Source organism: Pallidibacillus thermolactis (assembly GCF_025660415.1).
GTDB classification, from domain to species: domain Bacteria; phylum Bacillota; class Bacilli; order Bacillales; family Caldibacillaceae; genus Pallidibacillus; species Pallidibacillus thermolactis.
Genome location: NZ_JAOUSE010000009.1, coordinates 57,051 through 76,047 on the forward strand (window position 1 = coordinate 57,051; position 18,997 = coordinate 76,047).

The window sequence follows — 18,997 nt, forward strand, 5'->3', positions numbered from 1 at the left end:
AAACTTTAAATCGTTTTTGAAAAAAAATTCTTAAGAACGTAATTATCCTGAAACAATTTAATAGGTAAGATAATTGGAGTAAGTTTAAATTCATTTAAAAAGAAAAAGACTGCTAGATTAACAGTCTTTCGTTATGATATAAATCTATGATTTCTTTTTCGGTATGCGGATGGTGATTTGATAATAATCATCTAATTCCTCTTCTGCCGCATCAGCGTTAATCCCACTTTCTTGTACCATTTCCAGAGATTTTCTGATTGTATTTACAGCAATACGTACATCTTTACTAAAGGAAATTCGTTTACGCTTTTTAGGTTTACTACTTGATAATAACCGTTCAACACGAGCTTCCGTTTGTTTCACATTTAAATGTTTCTCAATAATTTCATTTAATAATTTAACTTGTTTTTCAGCATCTTTTAAAGGAATTAACGCACGGGCATGTCTTTCCGTCACTTCCTTTGTTAAAAGTGCATCATGAACTTCCTTTGGTAATTTTAATAATCGTAATTTATTTGCAATAGTGGATTGACTTTTTCCGAGCCTTTGGGCTAAAGCTTCTTGTGTTAAACCGTGAATTTCTAATAATTGATTATAAGCCATTGCTTCTTCAATTGGTGATAATTCTTCCCGTTGTAAGTTCTCGATTAGTGCTACAGAAGCGGTTTCTTTATCATTAAAATCCTTCAGTATTGCAGGTATTGTATCCCATCCTAGTTTTTTCACTGCCCTATATCTACGCTCACCTGCAATTATCTCATAATGATCATTTTCAATGGAACGAACAACGATCGGTTGAATCATACCGTGTGTATGAATTGTTTTCGCTAGTTCCTCTATTTTTTCCTCATCAAAGATGGTCCGTGGTTGAAAACGGTTAGGAATAATTTTCTCTAAGGGAAGTTTTCGAACCTTTTCTTTAATATCATCTACTTGTTGATCTTGCATTTCGTTATTACTGACAACACTTTCCCTTTCAGTAACTCCGAATAATCGTGAAAATGGATGCTTCATTGCTCTACACCACCCTTTAAAAAACTCCCTAGTTACTGTTCAGATAGGGTCAAAGAGACAATTAAAAATTGGGAAATAAATGATCAATATTCATAATAGCTTTCCTTAATTTTGATAATGGATACGGTCAACTCTCTTACATTACATATTTCGCTCTTTCCTATAAAGTTCCTGCTTCGTTAGGAAATAATTTTCTATGGATCAACAACATCCATTATTCATCTATTAGGCATACATAATTAAATAGAAAATTATTTATTACTTTAAGAATCGTGATAGTCTATTTAATCATATCATAAAGGCTTTTTAGTTGGAACGCCCGGTTTTCTAGGATATTTTTTTGGTGTGTTTTTTATTTTGTCAATTACAATTATTGTCCTTTCACTTTCTTCAATCGGAAGAGAAAAAGAATAGACATGGTTTAGTTGACCACCAAGAGTTGTAATTGCCTTTTTAGCTTGATTCAGTTCTTCTTGACCATTGGCACCTTTTAAAGCAATAAAAGCTCCGCCTACTTTTACTAAAGGTAAGCAGAATTCACTTAAAACAGACATTTTTGCCACCGCTCTAGCTGTAACAACATCAAAAGACTCTCGGTTTTCTATATTTTGGCCAAAAGTTTCTGCCCGATCGTGGTAAAAGTGAACATTGTCCAGTGATAAAGCAGATGCTAATTCATGTAAAAATTGAATTCGTTTGTTTAATGAGTCAACGATTGTTACTTGTAAATTAGGAAAAGCAATTTTAAGCGGGATACTAGGAAAACCAGCACCCGCTCCAACATCGCAGAGTTTAATGGTTTGATCCTCGGAAAAGGAATAGTAATTAGCAGCTGTTAATGAATCAAAAAAATGTTTTAAGTATACCTCATGTTTTTCAGTAATGGCAGTCAAATTAATTTTTCCATTCCACTCTACGAGCATCTTATAATATGTCTCAAACTGTTGTAACTGTTTATCGGTTAATTTAATATTGAATGCATTTAAGTGTTGCTGAAATTGTTCTATATTCATTTTATCCACTCTTTCTGAATGAACGTTTTTTAGCCTACTGTTTTTTCATTTGGGATACGAGCAATTTTCCCCTGTTCCAAATAAACTAATAATATTGAAATATCTGCAGGATTTACTCCCGGAATACGAGATGCTTGAGCTAACGTTAATGGGTGTACTTTCTTTAAATTGTCAACTGCTTCGTTTGCTAGCCCATGAATTGCATCATAATCTATATCATGCGGAATCTTTTTATCTTCCATCTTTTTCATACGCTCAACTTGTTGTAGCTCTTTATTAATATAACCTTCATATTTAATATGAATTTCCACTTGTTCTTCAACTTCACGTGATAATTCTTTGTCACTTGGTGCTAATTGTTTAATATGTTCGTATTTCATTTCTGGACGTTTTAATAGATCACTGGCTAAAATGCCGTCTTTTAATTCACTGCCACCAACACTTGCTATCAATTGTTGGGCTTGTTCATTTGGTTTAATTCGCGTATTTTTCAATCGTTTTAATTCTTGTTCGATGTTTTCTTTTTTCTCTAAATACTTTTGATAACGTTCTTCACTTATTAAACCAAGTTCATACCCAAGTTCAGTAAGCCTTAAATCCGCATTATCATGGCGCAATAATAAACGATATTCAGCACGGGATGTAAGTAATCGATACGGTTCTACCGTTCCCTTCGTCACTAAATCATCAATTAATACACCAATATAAGCTTCAGAACGTTGTAAAATTACTTCCCGATCTTTCCCTAAGGCTCGAAGGCAAGCATTAATACCCGCCATTAATCCTTGGGCTGCCGCTTCCTCATATCCGCTTGTTCCATTAATTTGACCTGCGGTATATAAATTTTTTATAGCCTTTGTTTCTAATGTTGGCCAAAGTTGTTCAGGTTTAATGGAATCATATTCAATCGCATACCCTGAACGCATCATTTTCGCATTTTCCAAACCTGGAACTGTTTTGAGCATTTCTAACTGTACTTCTTCTGGAAGACTCGTTGATAAACCTTGAACATATACTTCTTCTGTATTCCGTCCTTCTGGCTCTAAAAAGATTTGATGACGTGGTTTGTCATGGAAACGGACGATTTTATCTTCAATTGATGGACAATATCTTGGCCCTCTACCTTTAATCATTCCCGAAAACATTGGGCTACGATCCAAATTATTTTCAATAATTTGGTGTGTTTCCGCTGATGTATATGTTAACCAACAAGGTAATTGATTAGTAATAGCTTCTGTCGTTTCATATGAAAAAGTTTGCGGTTTTTCATCACCTGGTTGAATTTGTGTTTTTGAATAGTCAATGGTGTTGCTATTCACCCGTGGTGGCGTACCTGTTTTAAACCGGACAATATCAAATCCTAAGTTTTTTAGGTTATCGGATAATTTAATGGATGGTTGCTGATTATTAGGGCCACTGGAATATTTCATTTCGCCTATAATTATTTCGCCTCGTAAAAAAGTTCCAGTAGTTATAATGACTGTTTTTCCACGGAAAATCGCCCCTGTTTTTGTAATAACTCCTTTGCAAACACCATCTTCTACAATTAATTCTTCTACCATTCCTTGAATTAAATCAAGATTTTCCTGGTTTTCCAATGTTTTCTTCATTTCTTTTTGATATTCGAATTTATCAGCTTGTGCCCGAAGAGCCCGAACTGCTGGACCTTTCCGAGTATTTAGCATACGCATTTGAATCGCAGTTTTATCAATAATTTTTCCCATCACGCCACCTAAAGCATCAATTTCACGAACAACAATTCCTTTGGCCGGTCCACCAATGGATGGATTACAATACATGAATGCAATTGTATCTAGACTAATTGTAATGATTGCTGTTTTCGCTCCCATTTTTGCAGAAGCAAGAGCAGCTTCACAACCCGCATGGCCCGCTCCTACAACAACGACATCATAGTTTCCTGCTTCATAAGTTTGCATATATTCGACCTCCTATTCCAATTATTACCTCCAAATAAATGGATGCCATAAGCGGTTATTTATTTTCCTAAGCAAAATTGTGAGAATAACTGATTAATTAATTCATCATGAACACTCTCACCGATAATTTCACCAAGTAGTTCCCATGCTTTTGTCATATCAATTTGCACAAGATCTACAGGCATATCATTTTCTAATGCAGATAAGGCATCATTTATTGATTGGAGTGCTTGATTTAGTAAAGCTACATGGCGAGCATTAGATATATACGTAAAATCATCATTCTCGATTTCACCTGTCATATACATATTCGAAATGGTTTCTTCCAACTCATCAATCCCTTTTTCTTCTCTAACAGAAAGATGAATTATTTTTCGATTTCCTGCTAGTTTCTTTACTTCATCTAGATCAATTCGTTTTTCTAAGTCTGTTTTATTAATAACAATAATGGCATCCATTCCATGAATGGTATCAAATAGTCTTCTATCCTCATCTGTTAATGGGTCATTATAATTTAATAATAATAAGATTAAATCAGCTTCTTGTAATACTTTTCTCGAACGTTCGACACCTATTCGTTCGACAATATCTTCGGTTTCACGAATACCAGCTGTGTCAACAAGTTTCAGTGGTACCCCACGTACATTTACATATTCCTCGATGACATCACGGGTTGTACCAGGAATATCTGTAACGATTGCTTTGTTTTCCTGGACAAAGGTATTTAACAAGGAGGATTTTCCAACATTTGGACGACCAATAATGACTGTCTTAAGACCTTCACGAAGGATCTTACCTTGTTGAGCTGTACGTAATAATTTTTCAATTTCTTTCTGTACATACAACGCTTTTTGTTTAAACATGTTATTTGTCATTTCTTCAACATCATCATATTCCGGATAATCAATATTCACTTCGACTTGGGCCAACACTTCTAAAATTTCTTGTCTTAACCTTTTTATCAACCTCGATAAACGTCCATCAAGTTGTTCCAATGCCACATCAGCAGCCCTATCTGTTTTCGCACGTATTAAATCCATAACCGCTTCTGCTTGAGACAAATCAATACGTCCATTTAAAAATGCCCGTTTTGTAAACTCCCCAGGTTCCGCCAAACGGGCACCATTGGTAATCACTAATTGTAATACTCGGTTTACCGAAAGGATACCCCCATGACAATTAATTTCGACGACATCTTCCCTTGTAAATGTTTTTGGTGCCTTCATCACTGAGACCATAACTTCTTCAATCGTTTCTTTCGTTTTCGGGTCAACTATATGGCCATAATGAATCGTATGTGAATTCACTTCTGAAAGTTTCTTTCCCGAAGGACTTTTAAAAACTTTATCAATAATATTGAATGCATCAGGACCAGATAATCTTACTATACCAATTGCTCCCTCACCTAATGGAGTAGATATTGCAGCAATTGTATCAATATCTAACATTTCTTTTCACCCTATTCATTTCTTTCTATTTATTTTAAACGATTATTATATTTTTTAAGCTTATTTTCTTGAACTAGAATATCATACAACTATTTGAAACAAAAGATTTGCATAACTTCCATTTTAACTTATCAACATGTGGATAACAAATAAAAATATTTCTTCGGTCTTTCCAAAACTTATCCACAATTTGATGAAACCGAAAAACTTTTCATTGCTTTATGTTTTTTGTTCGTATTAGATAATTATAAACATAAAAAAAAAGACTGCCTTTTTAAAGAGGAATAATCCTTTATCGTTCAGACAGTCTTTCAAAAATCAATCTATTTTTTCCTACACTACTTTGGTTGTATTACTAAGCGTCTATTCGGTTCTGTTCCAATAGAAAAAGTCTTTACCTTTTCGTTTTCAGCTAATGCAGAATGAATAATTTTCCTTTCAAAAGAAGGCATAGGCTCTAATTTAATTTCTCTCTGTTCACGTATTGCCTTGCTTGCTAAGCGATTCGCCAATTGGGTTAAACTTTCCTCGCGTCGTTTTCGATAATTTTCTATGTCTAATACTAAAATCATAAACTTATCTGTATATCGATTTAACACTAGTTGTGTAAGGCTTTGCAAAGCATTTAAAGTTTGTCCCCTTTTTCCAATTAATAGACCAGTTTTTTCGCTATTCAAATTGAAACGGACATTGTTTCCTTCTATTGTTGATTCAATTTCTATGGGTATATCCATATTAGCACATACCGTTTTTAAAAACGCTTTCGCTTCTTCTATTGGATCAATATTTACTTTAACTTTTACAATGGCTGGTCGTGAACCAAAAATACCTAATATCCCTTTTTTACCTTCGTCAACAATTGAAATCGAAGCCTGGTTCTTAGTAATATGAAGTTCTTTTAATGCTGATTCAATTGCTTCATTAACTGTTTGACCTGTCGCCGTTATTTCCTTCACTTTTTCCTTCCTCCCGCACGTCCTGCCTTCGCTTTTTTTGTCCCAGGTTTCGTCTCAGATTTTATCGTAGCGATTTCAGGGGTTTTAATAAAGTAACTTTGAACGATCGAGAAGATATTTCCAATAATCCAATATAAAGGTAATGCAGCTGGCAAAATCCATGCAAAAATGATAATCATAATTGGCATTAGCCATAACATCATAGCCATTTGCGGGTTACTTTGTTGATCTCGCATCATCACTTTTTGTTGAACAAAAGTCAATATACCAGCTAAAATCGGTAAAATAAAATATGGATCTCTTTCCGATAATTCAAACCATAAGAAACTTTTACCTTGAAGTTCTTCTGTACGCATAATGGCGTGATAAAATCCTAATAGAATTGGAAGCTGTATTAATAACGGTAAGCAGCCTGCCATAGGATTAATATCATACTTTTCTAAAAGTTGAATTTGTGCTTGTTGGAATTTTTGTTGTGTAACAGCATCTTTTGAACTATACTTTTTCTTTAATTCTTCTAATTCTGGTTGAATCGCTTGCATTGCCTTTGTACTTTTCATTTGTTTCATCATTAAAGGTAAAAGTATTAGGCGGATAATAATTGTAATTACAATAATCGATAATCCATAACCCCAAGTTCCACCGAAAAACTCACCGATACGAATCATTAACCAAGATAATGGGTAAACAACAAATTGATTCCAAAAGCCCGTACTCTCAGATGTAATAGGTTGATTGATTTCCGTACAACCAGATAATAATGTAATGATGAGGACTAGACTTACTAAAACAATTAATTTCTTTTTCACTAACGTATATCCCCCTACCTTCAAAATACTTCCATCTCTATCACTTTAACTACCTTTAGATATTCACAATTATATACTATTTTAACCTAAACTTATGTAAATAGAAAATACTAAATATTTCGTGGTAAGACTTTTGCGATTTTCATTACATGGATTAAACTCTTCTTCACTTGGAAAAAATCCATTTCCGCTACTGGCTTTCTAGCTATGATAATATAGTCATACTGATCATTAATATCTTCCTTTAATTCAGTGAATACCTGACGAATATAACGTTTAACTCGATTACGAATCACTGCATTCCCAATTTTTTTACTTACTGATAAACCGATGCGAAAATGATCGATATCTTGATTCTTATATTTATAAATAATAAATTGCCGATTTGCGAAGGATTTTCCGTTCTTATAAATCTGCTGAAATTCTTTATTTGCTTTTATTCGATATTCTTTTTTCATAATAACACCTACAACAATCATAATTTATGAACAATAAAAAATAAGAAACCTAAGTGTAAGGTTTCAATTAATTTTATTACTCATTATTATAATAAATAAACACTGCGCTATTGTAAAAAAAGACCACTGATCTTCAGTGGCCTAAGCTGATAGTACTTTTCTTCCTTTACGACGACGACGAGCTAATACTTTACGTCCGTTCTTTGTACTCATTCGTTGACGGAATCCATGAACTTTGCTTCTTTTTCTTTTATTTGGTTGATATGTTCTTTTCATATTTATGACACCTCCCTATATATGAGGACAATTCAATTCAAGACAGTCCTAATTATTATAAAAACATTCGCTTTTCATGTCAACCCTCTGCAAATCCTGCAAAATTTTACCTTATAAGATATTAATTTTTTTTACATTTAATCTTCAATGCCATTCTTTGTATTACTATTTCCGAATTATTCAATTTGTACCTGTATAATATTGTGAATGACTTATTCGACTTTATAACCGATTAACAACAACATATCGACAATTTTTTCACAAGTTCGCAACTTGTGGATAAAGACATATTCACAACAGATGAACTTTGTGGATAGTTTTTATAAAGCATTGCGAAACAAAGAAAATTTTGATATGATGGTATGTGTTTTAATTGGGGATAACCTAAATAACAACTATGATTATCCACAGAATGTTGATAAATTGTGGATATCATTTTTTAATAACGTGGAAAAATTTGTCCACAATAGGTGTGTGATGTGGATAATCTTTTTTTATCCTTATTTATATAATTATCCACAAATTGATCGACACGTTCTGAGGTAAGATCTGACCTGATTGCTGATGAAGACGCGGGGAATTTTTCATAAAAATATGCCAACATAAATTAGAAAAAGAAAGAAAGATGTATTTCTATCTTTTTCTTCTTTAATTAAAGGTCAAGGAGGTAGCAGTCGTTGGGAAATATCGATGACCTTTGGGAACAGACATTAAAAATAATCGAACAAAAAATCAGTAAACCTAGTTTTGAAACATGGCTAAAATCTACAAAAGCTGTATCATTAAAAGGCACAACTTTAATCGTCGAAGCTCCAAATGAGTTTGCACGGGAATGGTTAGATGGAAACTATAAAGACATTCTTACAGAAATTTTATATGACTTAGTTGGCGAAAATATGACATTGCGTTTTGTGATTCCGAATACGAATTTAGAAGAAGAACCAGTAACCCCTTCTACCGCTACAAAAAAACAGACAAAACAAGAAACGTCAACAGATTCACCGAACTCAATGTTAATTCCAAAATATACTTTTGAAACTTTTGTTATTGGTTCTGGTAACCGTTTTGCTCATGCTGCCTCTCTTGCAGTTGCAGAAGCTCCGGCAAAAGCCTATAACCCTTTGTTTATCTATGGTGGCGTAGGATTAGGAAAAACTCACTTAATGCATGCCATTGGTCATTATGTATTAGAACATAATCCAGATGCAAAAGTTGTCTATTTATCATCTGAAAAGTTTACGAATGAATTTATTAATTCTATTCGCGATAATCGACCAGAAGATTTTCGGAATAAATATCGTAATGTTGATATTTTATTAATCGACGATATTCAATTTTTAGCTGGTAAGGAATCAACACAAGAAGAGTTTTTCCATACATTTAATGCGCTACACGAGGAAAATAAACAAATTGTCATCTCAAGTGACCGCCCACCAAAGGAAATACCGACCTTAGAAGATCGCTTGCGTTCCCGATTCGAGTGGGGACTCATAACTGATATTACCCCGCCTGATTTAGAAACAAGGATTGCCATACTAAGAAAAAAGGCGAAGGCAGAAGGGCTAGATATTCCAAATGAAGTCATGCTTTATATTGCAAATCAAATCGATACAAATATTCGTGAACTAGAAGGTGCACTTATTCGTGTAGTTGCTTATTCATCTTTAGAAAATAAAGATATTAATGCCGATTTAGCTGCTGAGGCATTAAAGAGTATCATCCCTTCTTCTAAACCGAAAACTATTACCATTAAGGATATTCAAAGAGAAGTTGGGGAAGAATATGGCATAAAAATGGAGGACTTTGTATCTAAAAAAAGGACAAAAACCATTGCCTTTCCTAGACAAATTGCAATGTATTTATCACGAGAATTAACAGATAGTTCCCTTCCAAAAATAGGTGAAGAATTTGGAGGGCGAGATCATACGACTGTTATTCACGCCCATGATAAAATATCTAAAATGCTTGATGAAGATCCTCAATTAAAAAAACAAATAGAAGAAATAAAAAATCGCTTAAAAGTTTAATATGCTATTCATTTTTACTACGTTATTCTATTAGCTATTCAATTTTTCATATTGTGAATCGTGTTAATAATTTTCTTTATATACTCACAGTCTGTCCACATGTGGATAGACTTTATTTTGCTAATATAAATAGACTTGTCCACATATTCACATTGCGTATTACTATTATTACTTTATTTTTATATATTTAATATATATTGGGGGAACAAAAATGAAGTTTTTTATACAAAAAGACCGCTTAATTGATGCAGTTTCAGACGTATTAAAAGCAGTCGCTTCAAGAACTACAATACCGATATTAGTAGGCATTAAATTAGATGCAACAAGTGAAGGAGTATACTTAACCGGTAGTGACTCTGATATTTCAATTAAATCTTTTATTCCCAAAGAAGAGGAAGATACTGAAATTGTAGAAATTGTTGAAACAGGTTCGATTGTTCTTCATGCTCGCTTTTTCAGTGAGGTTGTTAGAAAATTACCTGAATCAATTGTTGAAGTTTCTGTAGAAGATCAATTTAAAACGGTAATTCGTTCAGGAAATGCAGAATTTATTATTCACGGTTTAGACGCAGAGGAGTATCCTCGTTTACCCCAAATTAATCAAGAAAATAGTTTTACTATGCCAACAGACTTATTAAAAAATGTTATTAAACAAACTGTTTTTGCTGTTTCTACATCAGAAACGAGACCAATTTTAACTGGTGTTCATTGGACCTTTGAAAACAATGAATTAATTGCAGTTGCAACTGATAGTCATCGTCTAGCCTTAAAAAAAGCAACTTTACAAACAAATTTAGAACAAAATCAATCTTTTAGTATTGTCATTCCAGGGAAAAGTTTAAACGAATTAACAAAAGTTCTTGATGACACACAGGAACCTGTTGAAATTATTGTTACTGATAATCAAATTCTATTTAAGGCTAAAAACCTATTGTTCTACTCCCGGTTGCTTGAAGGAAAGTACCCAGACACATCGAAATTAATTCCAACTGATAGCAAAACAACTACGAAACTAAATTCGAAGGAATTCTTAGAAGCAGTTGATCGTGCTTCACTTCTTGCAAGAGAAGGGAAAAATAATGTCATTAAGTTTGCTATATTAGAAAATGATATTATTGAAATCTCATCCTATACACCTGAAATAGGAAAAGTTGTAGAAAAAGTAAAGAGTATAGCAATTGATGGGGAAGATATAAAGATTTCCTTTAGTGCTAAATATATGATGGATGCACTTCGAGCAATTGATTCAACTGATATTACGATTTACTTTACAGGTTCAATGCGTCCATTTATTTTAAAATCTGATACTGACGATACGATTTTACAGTTAATATTACCTGTTCGTACCTTTTAATTTTCCACATGTGGATAGTCATTATGAATGGATTATCCACATGTGAAATAACAACCACCACGATTTTTCTCCCCTTCCTCAAAGATAAAATGATCTCACCTACCTATTAATTCATATAAGTAGCACTTTCCTCTTTTTCTTTTGTTTAGTAAAATTATATTAGAGAAGAAAGGAACGGTATAAGAATGCAACAGATAAAAATTGATACGGAATACATTACACTAGGTCAATTGTTAAAAATGACGGATATTATCCAGTCTGGTGGTATGGCTAAATGGTTTTTAGCAGAACATGATGTAATCGTAAATGGTGAAATAGAAACGAGACGGGGAAGAAAGTTACGTATAAACGATACCATTAAAATAGAAGGATTCGGAACGTATAAAATTATTCGTTAATCGTTAAAGGATGTAAAACATGTATATAAAAAAGCTAAAAATAAAGCATTTTAGAAACTATAATGAATTATCTATTTCCTTTGATAATAAAGTAAATGTCATTATCGGTGAGAATGCACAAGGAAAAACGAATATGATGGAAGCAGTGTATGTGCTTGCCATGGCTAAATCTCACCGCACATCAAATGATAAAGAACTAATCCATTGGGATAAAGAGTATGCTAAAATAGAAGGATGGATTGAAAAAAAAATTAATCCATTACCACTTGAACTAGTTATAACAAAAAAAGGAAAAAAGGCAAAAATTAACCATTTAGAACAATCAAAACTAAGTCAGTATATAGGGAATATGAATGTGGTCATGTTTGCTCCTGAAGACCTTAACATAGTGAAAGGGAGTCCTAGCGTTCGAAGAAGATTTATTGACATGGAAATTGGTCAGGTTTCCCCTGTCTATCTCCATAATGTCAGTTTATATAATAAAGTTTTACATCAGCGTAACCAATATTTAAAAATTTTACAAAAGAAAAATCAGACGGATTTAAATTTGCTAGATATATATACTGAACAATTAATTGATTTAGCTTCAAAAATTGTATCAAAACGGTTTGAATTTTTAAAATTACTTCAAGAATGGGCAACGTCTATTCATTCTAGTATTTCTAGGGGGAGAGAAAAACTAGAAATACGTTATAAATCATCGGTTGAGGTATCAGATGAAGATGAATTGTCGAAAATGATTAATGTATATCAAGAAAAATATGAACGTATAAGAGAAAGAGAAATAGAGCGGGGTGTTACCCTATTCGGACCTCATCGTGATGATTTATTATTTTTTGTTAATAATCGTGATGTCCAAGCATTCGGTTCTCAGGGACAACAAAGAACCACGGCTCTATCTGTCAAATTGGCGGAAATTGAGTTAATAAAAAGTGAAATAGGTGAATACCCAATCTTACTATTGGATGATGTTTTATCCGAATTAGATGATCACAGGCAATCTCATTTGCTTAGCACCATCCAAGGTAAAGTACAAACCTTTGTAACCACAACGAGTATTGACGGTATCGATCACGATACATTAAAACAGGCCAATATATATTACGTGAATAAAGGATTTTTAACAAACCCGTCTGAATCAAATTAACGAAATTGATACATTAAAGAAAGTTGGGTGAATACGTTGGCGTTAGATGAAATAAAAAAGCAAGAAGAAACTTCTTATGATGCAAATCAAATACAAGTATTGGAAGGGCTAGAGGCAGTTAGAAAACGCCCAGGTATGTATATCGGATCAACAAATGTAAAGGGTCTTCATCATCTCGTGTGGGAAATTGTCGATAATAGTATTGATGAGGCTTTAGCTGGTTATTGTACAGAAATACAAGTCACTATTGAAGAAGATAACAGTATCACAGTAAAAGATAACGGCCGTGGGATCCCTGTCGATATTCAAGAAAAAGTTGGGCGTCCAGCGGTCGAAGTTATTCATACAGTTTTACATGCAGGCGGTAAATTTGGTGGTGGCGGTTATAAAGTTTCAGGTGGACTTCACGGTGTGGGTGCCTCAGTGGTAAACGCCCTTTCATCAGAAATGGAAGTCTATGTTCACCGGGACGGAAAAATATATTACCAAAAATACGCTCAAGGAAAAGTAATGACTGATTTACAAGTTATTGGTGAAACAGATACCACTGGAACGTCAACACACTTTAAACCAGATAAGGAAATATTTACTGAAACTGTTGAATTTGATTACGACACATTAAAGAAAAGAATACGCGAACTTGCTTTTTTGAATAAAGGATTAAAAATTATTCTAAAGGATAAACGTGAGCAATCACCAAGAATTGAAGAATTCCATTATGAAGGTGGTATAAAATCTTACGTTTCTATTTTAAATGAAAATAAACAAATATTATTCGATGAGCCAATATATATTGAAGGGGAAAAAGATGGTATATCCATTGAAATAGCAATGCAGTATAACGATGGATTCAATAGTTTAATCTATTCATTTGCAAACAACATTCATACGTACGAAGGGGGTACGCATGAATCTGGTTTTAAATCCGCTTTAACTCGTGTTATTAATGATTACGCTCGTAAAAATAATCTTTTAAAAGAAAAAGATGATAATTTAATGGGGGAAGATGTTCGAGAAGGATTAGTTGCAATTATTTCCATCAAACATCCTGACCCACAATTTGAAGGACAAACAAAAACGAAATTAGGGAATTCTGAAGCCCGGACGATTACGGACTCCCTTTTTTCATCAGAATTTGAGAGGTTTTTATTAGAAAATCCTTCAATTGCAAGAAAAATTGTAGACAAGGGAATTGTTGCTGCGCGCGCCCGTGTGGCCGCAAAAAAAGCTAGAGAGGTAACAAGAAGGAAAAATGTATTGGAGATTTCTAACCTCCCTGGTAAATTAGCGGATTGTTCTTCAAACGATGCCTCAATTAGCGAACTTTATATCGTTGAGGGTGACTCTGCGGGTGGTTCTGCAAAACAAGGTCGGGATCGTCATTTCCAAGCGATTTTACCGTTACGTGGAAAAATTTTAAATGTAGAAAAAGCAAGATTGGATCGTATTTTATCAAACAATGAAGTTCGTTCCATGATTACTGCCATCGGGACAGGTATTGGAGAAGAATTTGATATTTCCAAAGCAAGATATCATAAAATTGTAATTATGACTGATGCCGATGTTGATGGTGCCCATATTCGGACATTATTGTTGACCTTCTTTTATCGTTTTATGAGACAAATTATTGAAGCGGGTTATGTCTATATTGCTCAACCACCTTTATATAAGGTTCAACAAGGAAAGAAGATTTATTATGCATATAATGATGAAGAGCTAGAAAAGCTATTAAATTCATTACCTGTTACACCTAAGCCTAGTCTTCAGCGTTATAAAGGTTTAGGAGAAATGAATCCTGAACAATTATGGGAAACAACCATGGATCCGAAGACACGTAATTTATTACAAGTTCATTTAGATGATGCAATTGAAGCGGATCGTACGTTTGAGATGCTAATGGGTGAAGAAGTAGAGCCGAGACGGAAATTCATTGAGGAAAATGCAGTTTATGTAAGAAACTTAGATATTTAATATAGTGAATGTTGAAGTGAAGATTGATTCCTTTTATAGGAAAAGGAGGTTCGCTAATTAATGGCTGAAACACCTAGTTCAAATATAAGTGAAATAAATATTACGGAAGAAATGAGGACATCATTTTTAGACTATGCTATGAGTGTAATCGTCTCCCGTGCTCTTCCAGATGTTCGTGATGGATTAAAACCCGTACAAAGACGGGTTTTATATTCCATGAATGATTTAGGGATTTCTGCTGATAAACCACATAAAAAAAGCGCTCGTATTGTTGGTGATGTTATCGGTAAGTATCACCCACATGGTGACTCAGCGGTATATGAAACAATGGTTCGGTTAGCTCAAGATTTTAACTTAAGATATCCATTAGTTGATGGACATGGTAACTTCGGTTCCATTGATGGTGATGGTGCAGCCGCAATGCGTTATACCGAGGCAAGAATGTCTAAGATTGCCATGGAAATGATTCGGGACATTAATAAAGATACTATTGATTTTCAAGATAACTATGATGGACAAGAGAAAGAACCTGTTGTCCTTCCATCAAGATTTCCAAACTTATTAGTTAATGGTACAACAGGAATTGCAGTTGGAATGGCCACAAATATGGCTCCACATCAGTTAGGTGAAGTCATTGACGGCATAATTGCGCTAAGTCATAATCCGGATATTTCAGTTGAGGAACTTATGCAATATATACCAGGTCCTGATTTCCCAACAGGCGGTTTAATACTTGGGCGTAGTGGTATAAGAAAAGCATATATGACAGGAAAAGGTTCAATTACGGTTCGATCCAAAGTTGAAATTGAAGAAATAGGAAACAGTAAGCATGCCATTATTGTAAAAGAAATTCCATATATGGTTAATAAAGCCAGATTAATTGAAAAAATTGCTGAGCTTGCAAGGGAAAAACGAATAGAAGGAATTACAGCATTACGGGACGAATCAGATCGTTTCGGAATCCGCATTGTGATGGAGTTAAGAAAAGATGTAAACCCACATGTCATTTTAAACAACTTATACAAACATACATCACTGCAAACAAACTTCAGTATAAATAATTTAGCACTTGTTGATGGACAACCTAAAGTATTGAATTTAAAAGGTTTGCTTTATTATTATTTAGACCATCAAAAAGAAGTAATTCGTCGAAGAACTTCATATGAATTAAGGAAAGCAGAAGCAAGAGCTCATATTTTGGAAGGATTACGGATTGCCCTTGATCATATTGATGCTATTATTAATTTAATCCGTAGCTCTCGCACAACTGAAATTGCGAAAGAAGGATTAATGACTGAATTTAAGCTTACTGAAAAACAAGCACAAGCAATATTAGATATGCGTTTACAACGCTTAACTGGTTTAGAAAGGGAAAAAATCGAAGAAGAATATGTAGCACTCACAAAATTAATTGCAGATTTAAAAGCGATTTTAGCGGATGAAGAACGAATTCTAGAAATTATTCGTGGAGAATTATTAGATATTAAAGAAAAATTTAATGACGAACGTCGAACAGAAATTACTGCTGCAGTAGAGGAAATTGATGATGAAGATTTAATTCCTGAGGAAAATGTTGTCATTACATTAACTAAAAATGGCTATATTAAACGTCAGCCTTCATCTACTTATCGTGCTCAAAGACGAGGCGGTCGAGGTATCCAAGGGATGGGCATGAATGAAGATGACTTTGTAGAACATATTATTACAACTTCGACCCATAACACACTTTTATTTTTTACAAATAAAGGGAAAGTATACAAATTAAAAGGATACCGTATACCAGAGTTTTCTCGAACAGCCAAAGGTCTTCCTGTTATTAATTTACTTGAGATTGAAAAAGATGAATGGATTAATGCAATCATTCCAGTTGAAGGTTTAGATGACACATCATATTTATTTTTCACAACAAGACAAGGTCTTGCAAAGCGTAGTTTACTTTCATCTTATGCCAATATTCGGAGCAGTGGTTTGATTGCTATTCATTTACGTGAAAATGATGAACTTATCTCAGTTAAATTAACCGATGGTACAAAAGATATTGCCATTGGAACGAAAAAGGGTATGTTAATCCGATTTAACGAAACTGAAGTTCGTTCAATGGGAAGAACAGCAACTGGTGTTAAAGGTATAACATTAGATGAAGATGATGAAGTTGTTGATATGGAAATATTAGAAGAAGATCAAGACGTGCTGGTAGTAACGAAAAAGGGTTACGGTAAACGGACAAGCGCCGAAGAATACCGTGTCGTTCATCGTGGTGGAAAGGGCGTTCGTACATGTAATGTCCAGGAAAAAAACGGAGAACTTGTAGCTATGAAATCAGTCAACGGCGATGAAGATATTATGATAGTTACAGATAGTGGCGTCATTATACGGATGGATGTTGCTGGCATTTCAAGAACTGGACGTAATACATTAGGAGTAAAATTAATTCGATTAGATGAGGATCACTTTGTTTCTGCAGTAGCAAAAGTAGAAAAGGAAGAGAACGAAGTAGATAATGATGAGATGCACGAGCAGACATTAGATAAGTTTGAAACAAATTCATCTGTAGATGAAGAATAAAGACTTTTAATCAGGCTAGTCCATTGTTTAAAATGGATTAGCCTGATTTTTGTTCATCTATGGAATCTTTTTAGTGAATACCATAAAATAGAGAAAAAGGCAAAAGGGATGGAGACAGTTGAAAGTAAAATTATCAGAAGTAAAAGAGGGTTACATCTTGCTTGAGGATATTTTCGGCTTAACAAAGCATCCGATAGTACCTAAAAATACCGTTTTAACAAAGGAAACAATAGAAGTTTTAAAGGCCTTTTTAGTTAAAGAAGTGAATGTTTCTAATGAGAAAATAGAGAGGAAAAATAATATTGTAGAGAGCGTTAATAGACTTAGACAAAGTAGTAGAAATGTATTACAAAAAAATCCAAATGAGGATTCAGTTACACAAAATCAGACTTCTGTTTTCGAACAAAAATATCTAGAATCAGTAGAAATGTTTAAAAAGCAGTTTGTTAGTTGGCAATCTGGTAGTTTAGTGGATATTAATCATATTCGTAACATCATGATCCCATTGTTTAATGAATTAATAGAAAATCCTGTCAACTTATTGTTTTTACAACACTATGTGAATACTCCACAAGACTATCTATATCATCATGCTATAGCAGTTGGGGTAATATCTGGTTATCTAGCGAAACGTCTACAAATGTCACAAGGTGACTGTTACCAAATAACTCTAGCAGGCTGTTTAAGTGATTGTGGAATGGCAAAGTTAAATCCTGCCATACTTCAAAAAAGTAAAATTGCTAGTGAGGATATTAAAGAAATTAAAATGCATCCATCATATAGTTATAAAATGATAAAAGATATCCCATCTTTAACGAAGGATGCTAAGATTGCTATTTTACAGCATCATGAAAGATTAGATGGAAGTGGTTATCCATTTAAAGAAAAAGGTGCGAAAATACATCATTATGCAAAAATAATTGCAATTGCTGACGTATATAATGCTATGGTCTGTAAAAGGGTTTATAAAGATAAAGTATCGCCTTTTCGAGCATTAGAAATTCTTTTAAGGGAACACTTTGGTCAATTCAGCATTGCTATATTAGAGACGCTTATCAATGTTATAGCACCTTTAACGATTAATGCGCATGTGGAATTATCGACAACTGATATAGGAAAAATACTTTATATTGATCTAAATTATCCGACAAGACCTGTTATCGAATTGGAAGGGTGTAAAAAAGTTATTTCATTAATGGACGAAAAGGATATATATATTCGAAATATACTTAGAAGCTAAACTCAATGGATACATACAAATACCGTTAAGTTAAATGGAATTTGACTATAAGATTCCCCTTGAAATATTTTTCAAAAAAAGTGTTGACACATTTTCTTTTGCGTGATATATTTAAGAAGTCGTTTTTGATGACCTAAATCAAACCTTGACATAAGTAAAGATAAATTGTATAATTGAAAGGTCGCTTTTATATTAAAGCTTTGAACCTTGAAAACTGAACAAGACAAAGCGTTTTTAAACCATTTTGAGCAAATCAAACCCTTTTTTGGAGAGTTTGATCCTGGCTCAGGACGAACGCTGGCGGCGTGCCTAATACATGCAAGTCGAGCGGACCAATAGAAAAGCTTGCTTTTCTTGAGGTTAGCGGCGGACGGGTGAGTAACA

General features: G+C 33.7%; 15 protein-coding genes and 1 rRNA gene. 8 read left to right on the top strand and 8 right to left on the bottom strand.

Annotation, left to right across the window (positions count from 1 at the left end):
• Positions 1–144: 144 nt before the first annotated feature.
• The 8 genes from noc to rpmH form a co-directional block, all read right to left on the bottom strand.
• Positions 145–1,014 (bottom strand): nucleoid occlusion protein, encoded by an 870-nt coding sequence (gene noc, locus OEV82_RS05295; RefSeq protein ID WP_263061259.1) that lies wholly within the window; start codon positions 1,012–1,014, stop codon positions 145–147.
• A gap of 293 nt (positions 1,015–1,307) precedes the next feature.
• On the bottom strand, positions 1,308–2,027 hold the full coding sequence (gene rsmG, locus OEV82_RS05300; RefSeq protein WP_173658157.1) for a 16S rRNA (guanine(527)-N(7))-methyltransferase RsmG: 720 nt from the start codon (positions 2,025–2,027) through the stop codon (positions 1,308–1,310).
• 29 nt (positions 2,028–2,056) lie between these two features.
• On the bottom strand, positions 2,057–3,964 hold the full coding sequence (gene mnmG / locus OEV82_RS05305) for a tRNA uridine-5-carboxymethylaminomethyl(34) synthesis enzyme MnmG (RefSeq protein WP_263061260.1): 1,908 nt from the start codon (positions 3,962–3,964) through the stop codon (positions 2,057–2,059).
• Between the two features lie 59 nt (positions 3,965–4,023).
• Complete coding sequence (mnmE, locus tag OEV82_RS05310; protein ID WP_173658155.1) at positions 4,024–5,412, bottom strand: tRNA uridine-5-carboxymethylaminomethyl(34) synthesis GTPase MnmE; 1,389 nt, start codon at positions 5,410–5,412, stop codon at positions 4,024–4,026.
• Between the two features lie 338 nt (positions 5,413–5,750).
• A complete protein-coding gene (jag, locus tag OEV82_RS05315; RefSeq protein ID WP_173658154.1) occupies positions 5,751–6,368 on the bottom strand; it encodes an RNA-binding cell elongation regulator Jag/EloR in 618 nt (205 codons plus the stop codon).
• On the bottom strand, positions 6,365–7,177 hold the full coding sequence (spoIIIJ, locus tag OEV82_RS05320; protein WP_173658153.1) for a YidC family membrane integrase SpoIIIJ: 813 nt from the start codon (positions 7,175–7,177) through the stop codon (positions 6,365–6,367). Before spoIIIJ ends, jag begins: the two co-directional genes overlap by 4 nt.
• Positions 7,178–7,287: 110 nt before the next feature.
• Positions 7,288–7,635, bottom strand: coding sequence for a ribonuclease P protein component (gene rnpA, locus OEV82_RS05325; protein ID WP_173658152.1), 348 nt, complete (start codon positions 7,633–7,635; stop codon positions 7,288–7,290).
• A 141-nt stretch (positions 7,636–7,776) separates the two neighbouring features.
• Positions 7,777–7,911, bottom strand: a complete 135-nt coding sequence (gene rpmH / locus OEV82_RS05330; protein WP_173658151.1) for a 50S ribosomal protein L34 — start codon at positions 7,909–7,911, stop codon at positions 7,777–7,779.
• A 677-nt stretch (positions 7,912–8,588) separates the two neighbouring features.
• On the opposite strand from rpmH, the gene dnaA reads away from it, so the two are divergent.
• The 8 genes from dnaA to OEV82_RS05370 form a co-directional block, all read left to right on the top strand.
• The gene (gene dnaA / locus OEV82_RS05335) at positions 8,589–9,938 is read left to right on the top strand and encodes a chromosomal replication initiator protein DnaA (protein ID WP_263061262.1); all 1,350 of its coding nucleotides are present in this window, start codon (positions 8,589–8,591) and stop codon (positions 9,936–9,938) included.
• A gap of 211 nt (positions 9,939–10,149) precedes the next feature.
• The gene (gene dnaN / locus OEV82_RS05340) at positions 10,150–11,292 is read left to right on the top strand and encodes a DNA polymerase III subunit beta (protein ID WP_173658149.1); all 1,143 of its coding nucleotides are present in this window, start codon (positions 10,150–10,152) and stop codon (positions 11,290–11,292) included.
• A gap of 185 nt (positions 11,293–11,477) precedes the next feature.
• Positions 11,478–11,690 carry a S4 domain-containing protein YaaA gene (gene yaaA / locus OEV82_RS05345; protein ID WP_263061263.1) on the top strand — a complete coding sequence of 71 codons (213 nt, stop codon included), beginning with the start codon at positions 11,478–11,480 and terminating at the stop codon, positions 11,688–11,690.
• A gap of 19 nt (positions 11,691–11,709) precedes the next feature.
• Positions 11,710–12,837: a DNA replication/repair protein RecF gene (gene recF, locus OEV82_RS05350; RefSeq protein WP_263061264.1), complete on the top strand. Its 1,128-nt coding sequence runs from the start codon at positions 11,710–11,712 to the stop codon at positions 12,835–12,837.
• 51 nt (positions 12,838–12,888) lie between these two features.
• On the top strand, positions 12,889–14,808 hold the full coding sequence (gene gyrB / locus OEV82_RS05355; protein WP_377701974.1) for a DNA topoisomerase (ATP-hydrolyzing) subunit B: 1,920 nt from the start codon (positions 12,889–12,891) through the stop codon (positions 14,806–14,808).
• 60 nt (positions 14,809–14,868) lie between these two features.
• Positions 14,869–17,373 carry a DNA gyrase subunit A gene (gyrA, locus tag OEV82_RS05360; protein ID WP_173658145.1) on the top strand — a complete coding sequence of 835 codons (2,505 nt, stop codon included), beginning with the start codon at positions 14,869–14,871 and terminating at the stop codon, positions 17,371–17,373.
• 118 nt (positions 17,374–17,491) lie between these two features.
• Positions 17,492–18,613, top strand: coding sequence for an HD domain-containing phosphohydrolase (locus OEV82_RS05365; RefSeq protein WP_263061265.1), 1,122 nt, complete (start codon positions 17,492–17,494; stop codon positions 18,611–18,613).
• 262 nt (positions 18,614–18,875) lie between these two features.
• Positions 18,876–18,997: ribosomal RNA gene (locus tag OEV82_RS05370) — 16S ribosomal RNA — on the top strand; the annotation flags it as partial.

What these genes read in the sequence shown, in the direction of transcription:
- gyrA (WP_173658145.1), top strand. Translation starts at nt 14,869, where the DNA reads ATGGCTGAAACACCTAGTTCAAATATAAGTGAAATAAATATTACGGAA.
- yaaA (WP_263061263.1), top strand. Translation starts at nt 11,478, where the DNA reads ATGCAACAGATAAAAATTGATACGGAATACATTACACTAGGTCAATTG.
- rpmH (WP_173658151.1), bottom strand. Translation starts at nt 7,911, where the DNA reads ATGAAAAGAACATATCAACCAAATAAAAGAAAAAGAAGCAAAGTTCAT.
- rsmG (WP_173658157.1), bottom strand. Translation starts at nt 2,027, where the DNA reads ATGAATATAGAACAATTTCAGCAACACTTAAATGCATTCAATATTAAA.
- dnaN (WP_173658149.1), top strand. Translation starts at nt 10,150, where the DNA reads ATGAAGTTTTTTATACAAAAAGACCGCTTAATTGATGCAGTTTCAGAC.
- mnmG (WP_263061260.1), bottom strand. Translation starts at nt 3,964, where the DNA reads ATGCAAACTTATGAAGCAGGAAACTATGATGTCGTTGTTGTAGGAGCG.
- recF (WP_263061264.1), top strand. Translation starts at nt 11,710, where the DNA reads ATGTATATAAAAAAGCTAAAAATAAAGCATTTTAGAAACTATAATGAA.
- mnmE (WP_173658155.1), bottom strand. Translation starts at nt 5,412, where the DNA reads ATGTTAGATATTGATACAATTGCTGCAATATCTACTCCATTAGGTGAG.
- noc (WP_263061259.1), bottom strand. Translation starts at nt 1,014, where the DNA reads ATGAAGCATCCATTTTCACGATTATTCGGAGTTACTGAAAGGGAAAGT.
- rnpA (WP_173658152.1), bottom strand. Translation starts at nt 7,635, where the DNA reads ATGAAAAAAGAATATCGAATAAAAGCAAATAAAGAATTTCAGCAGATT.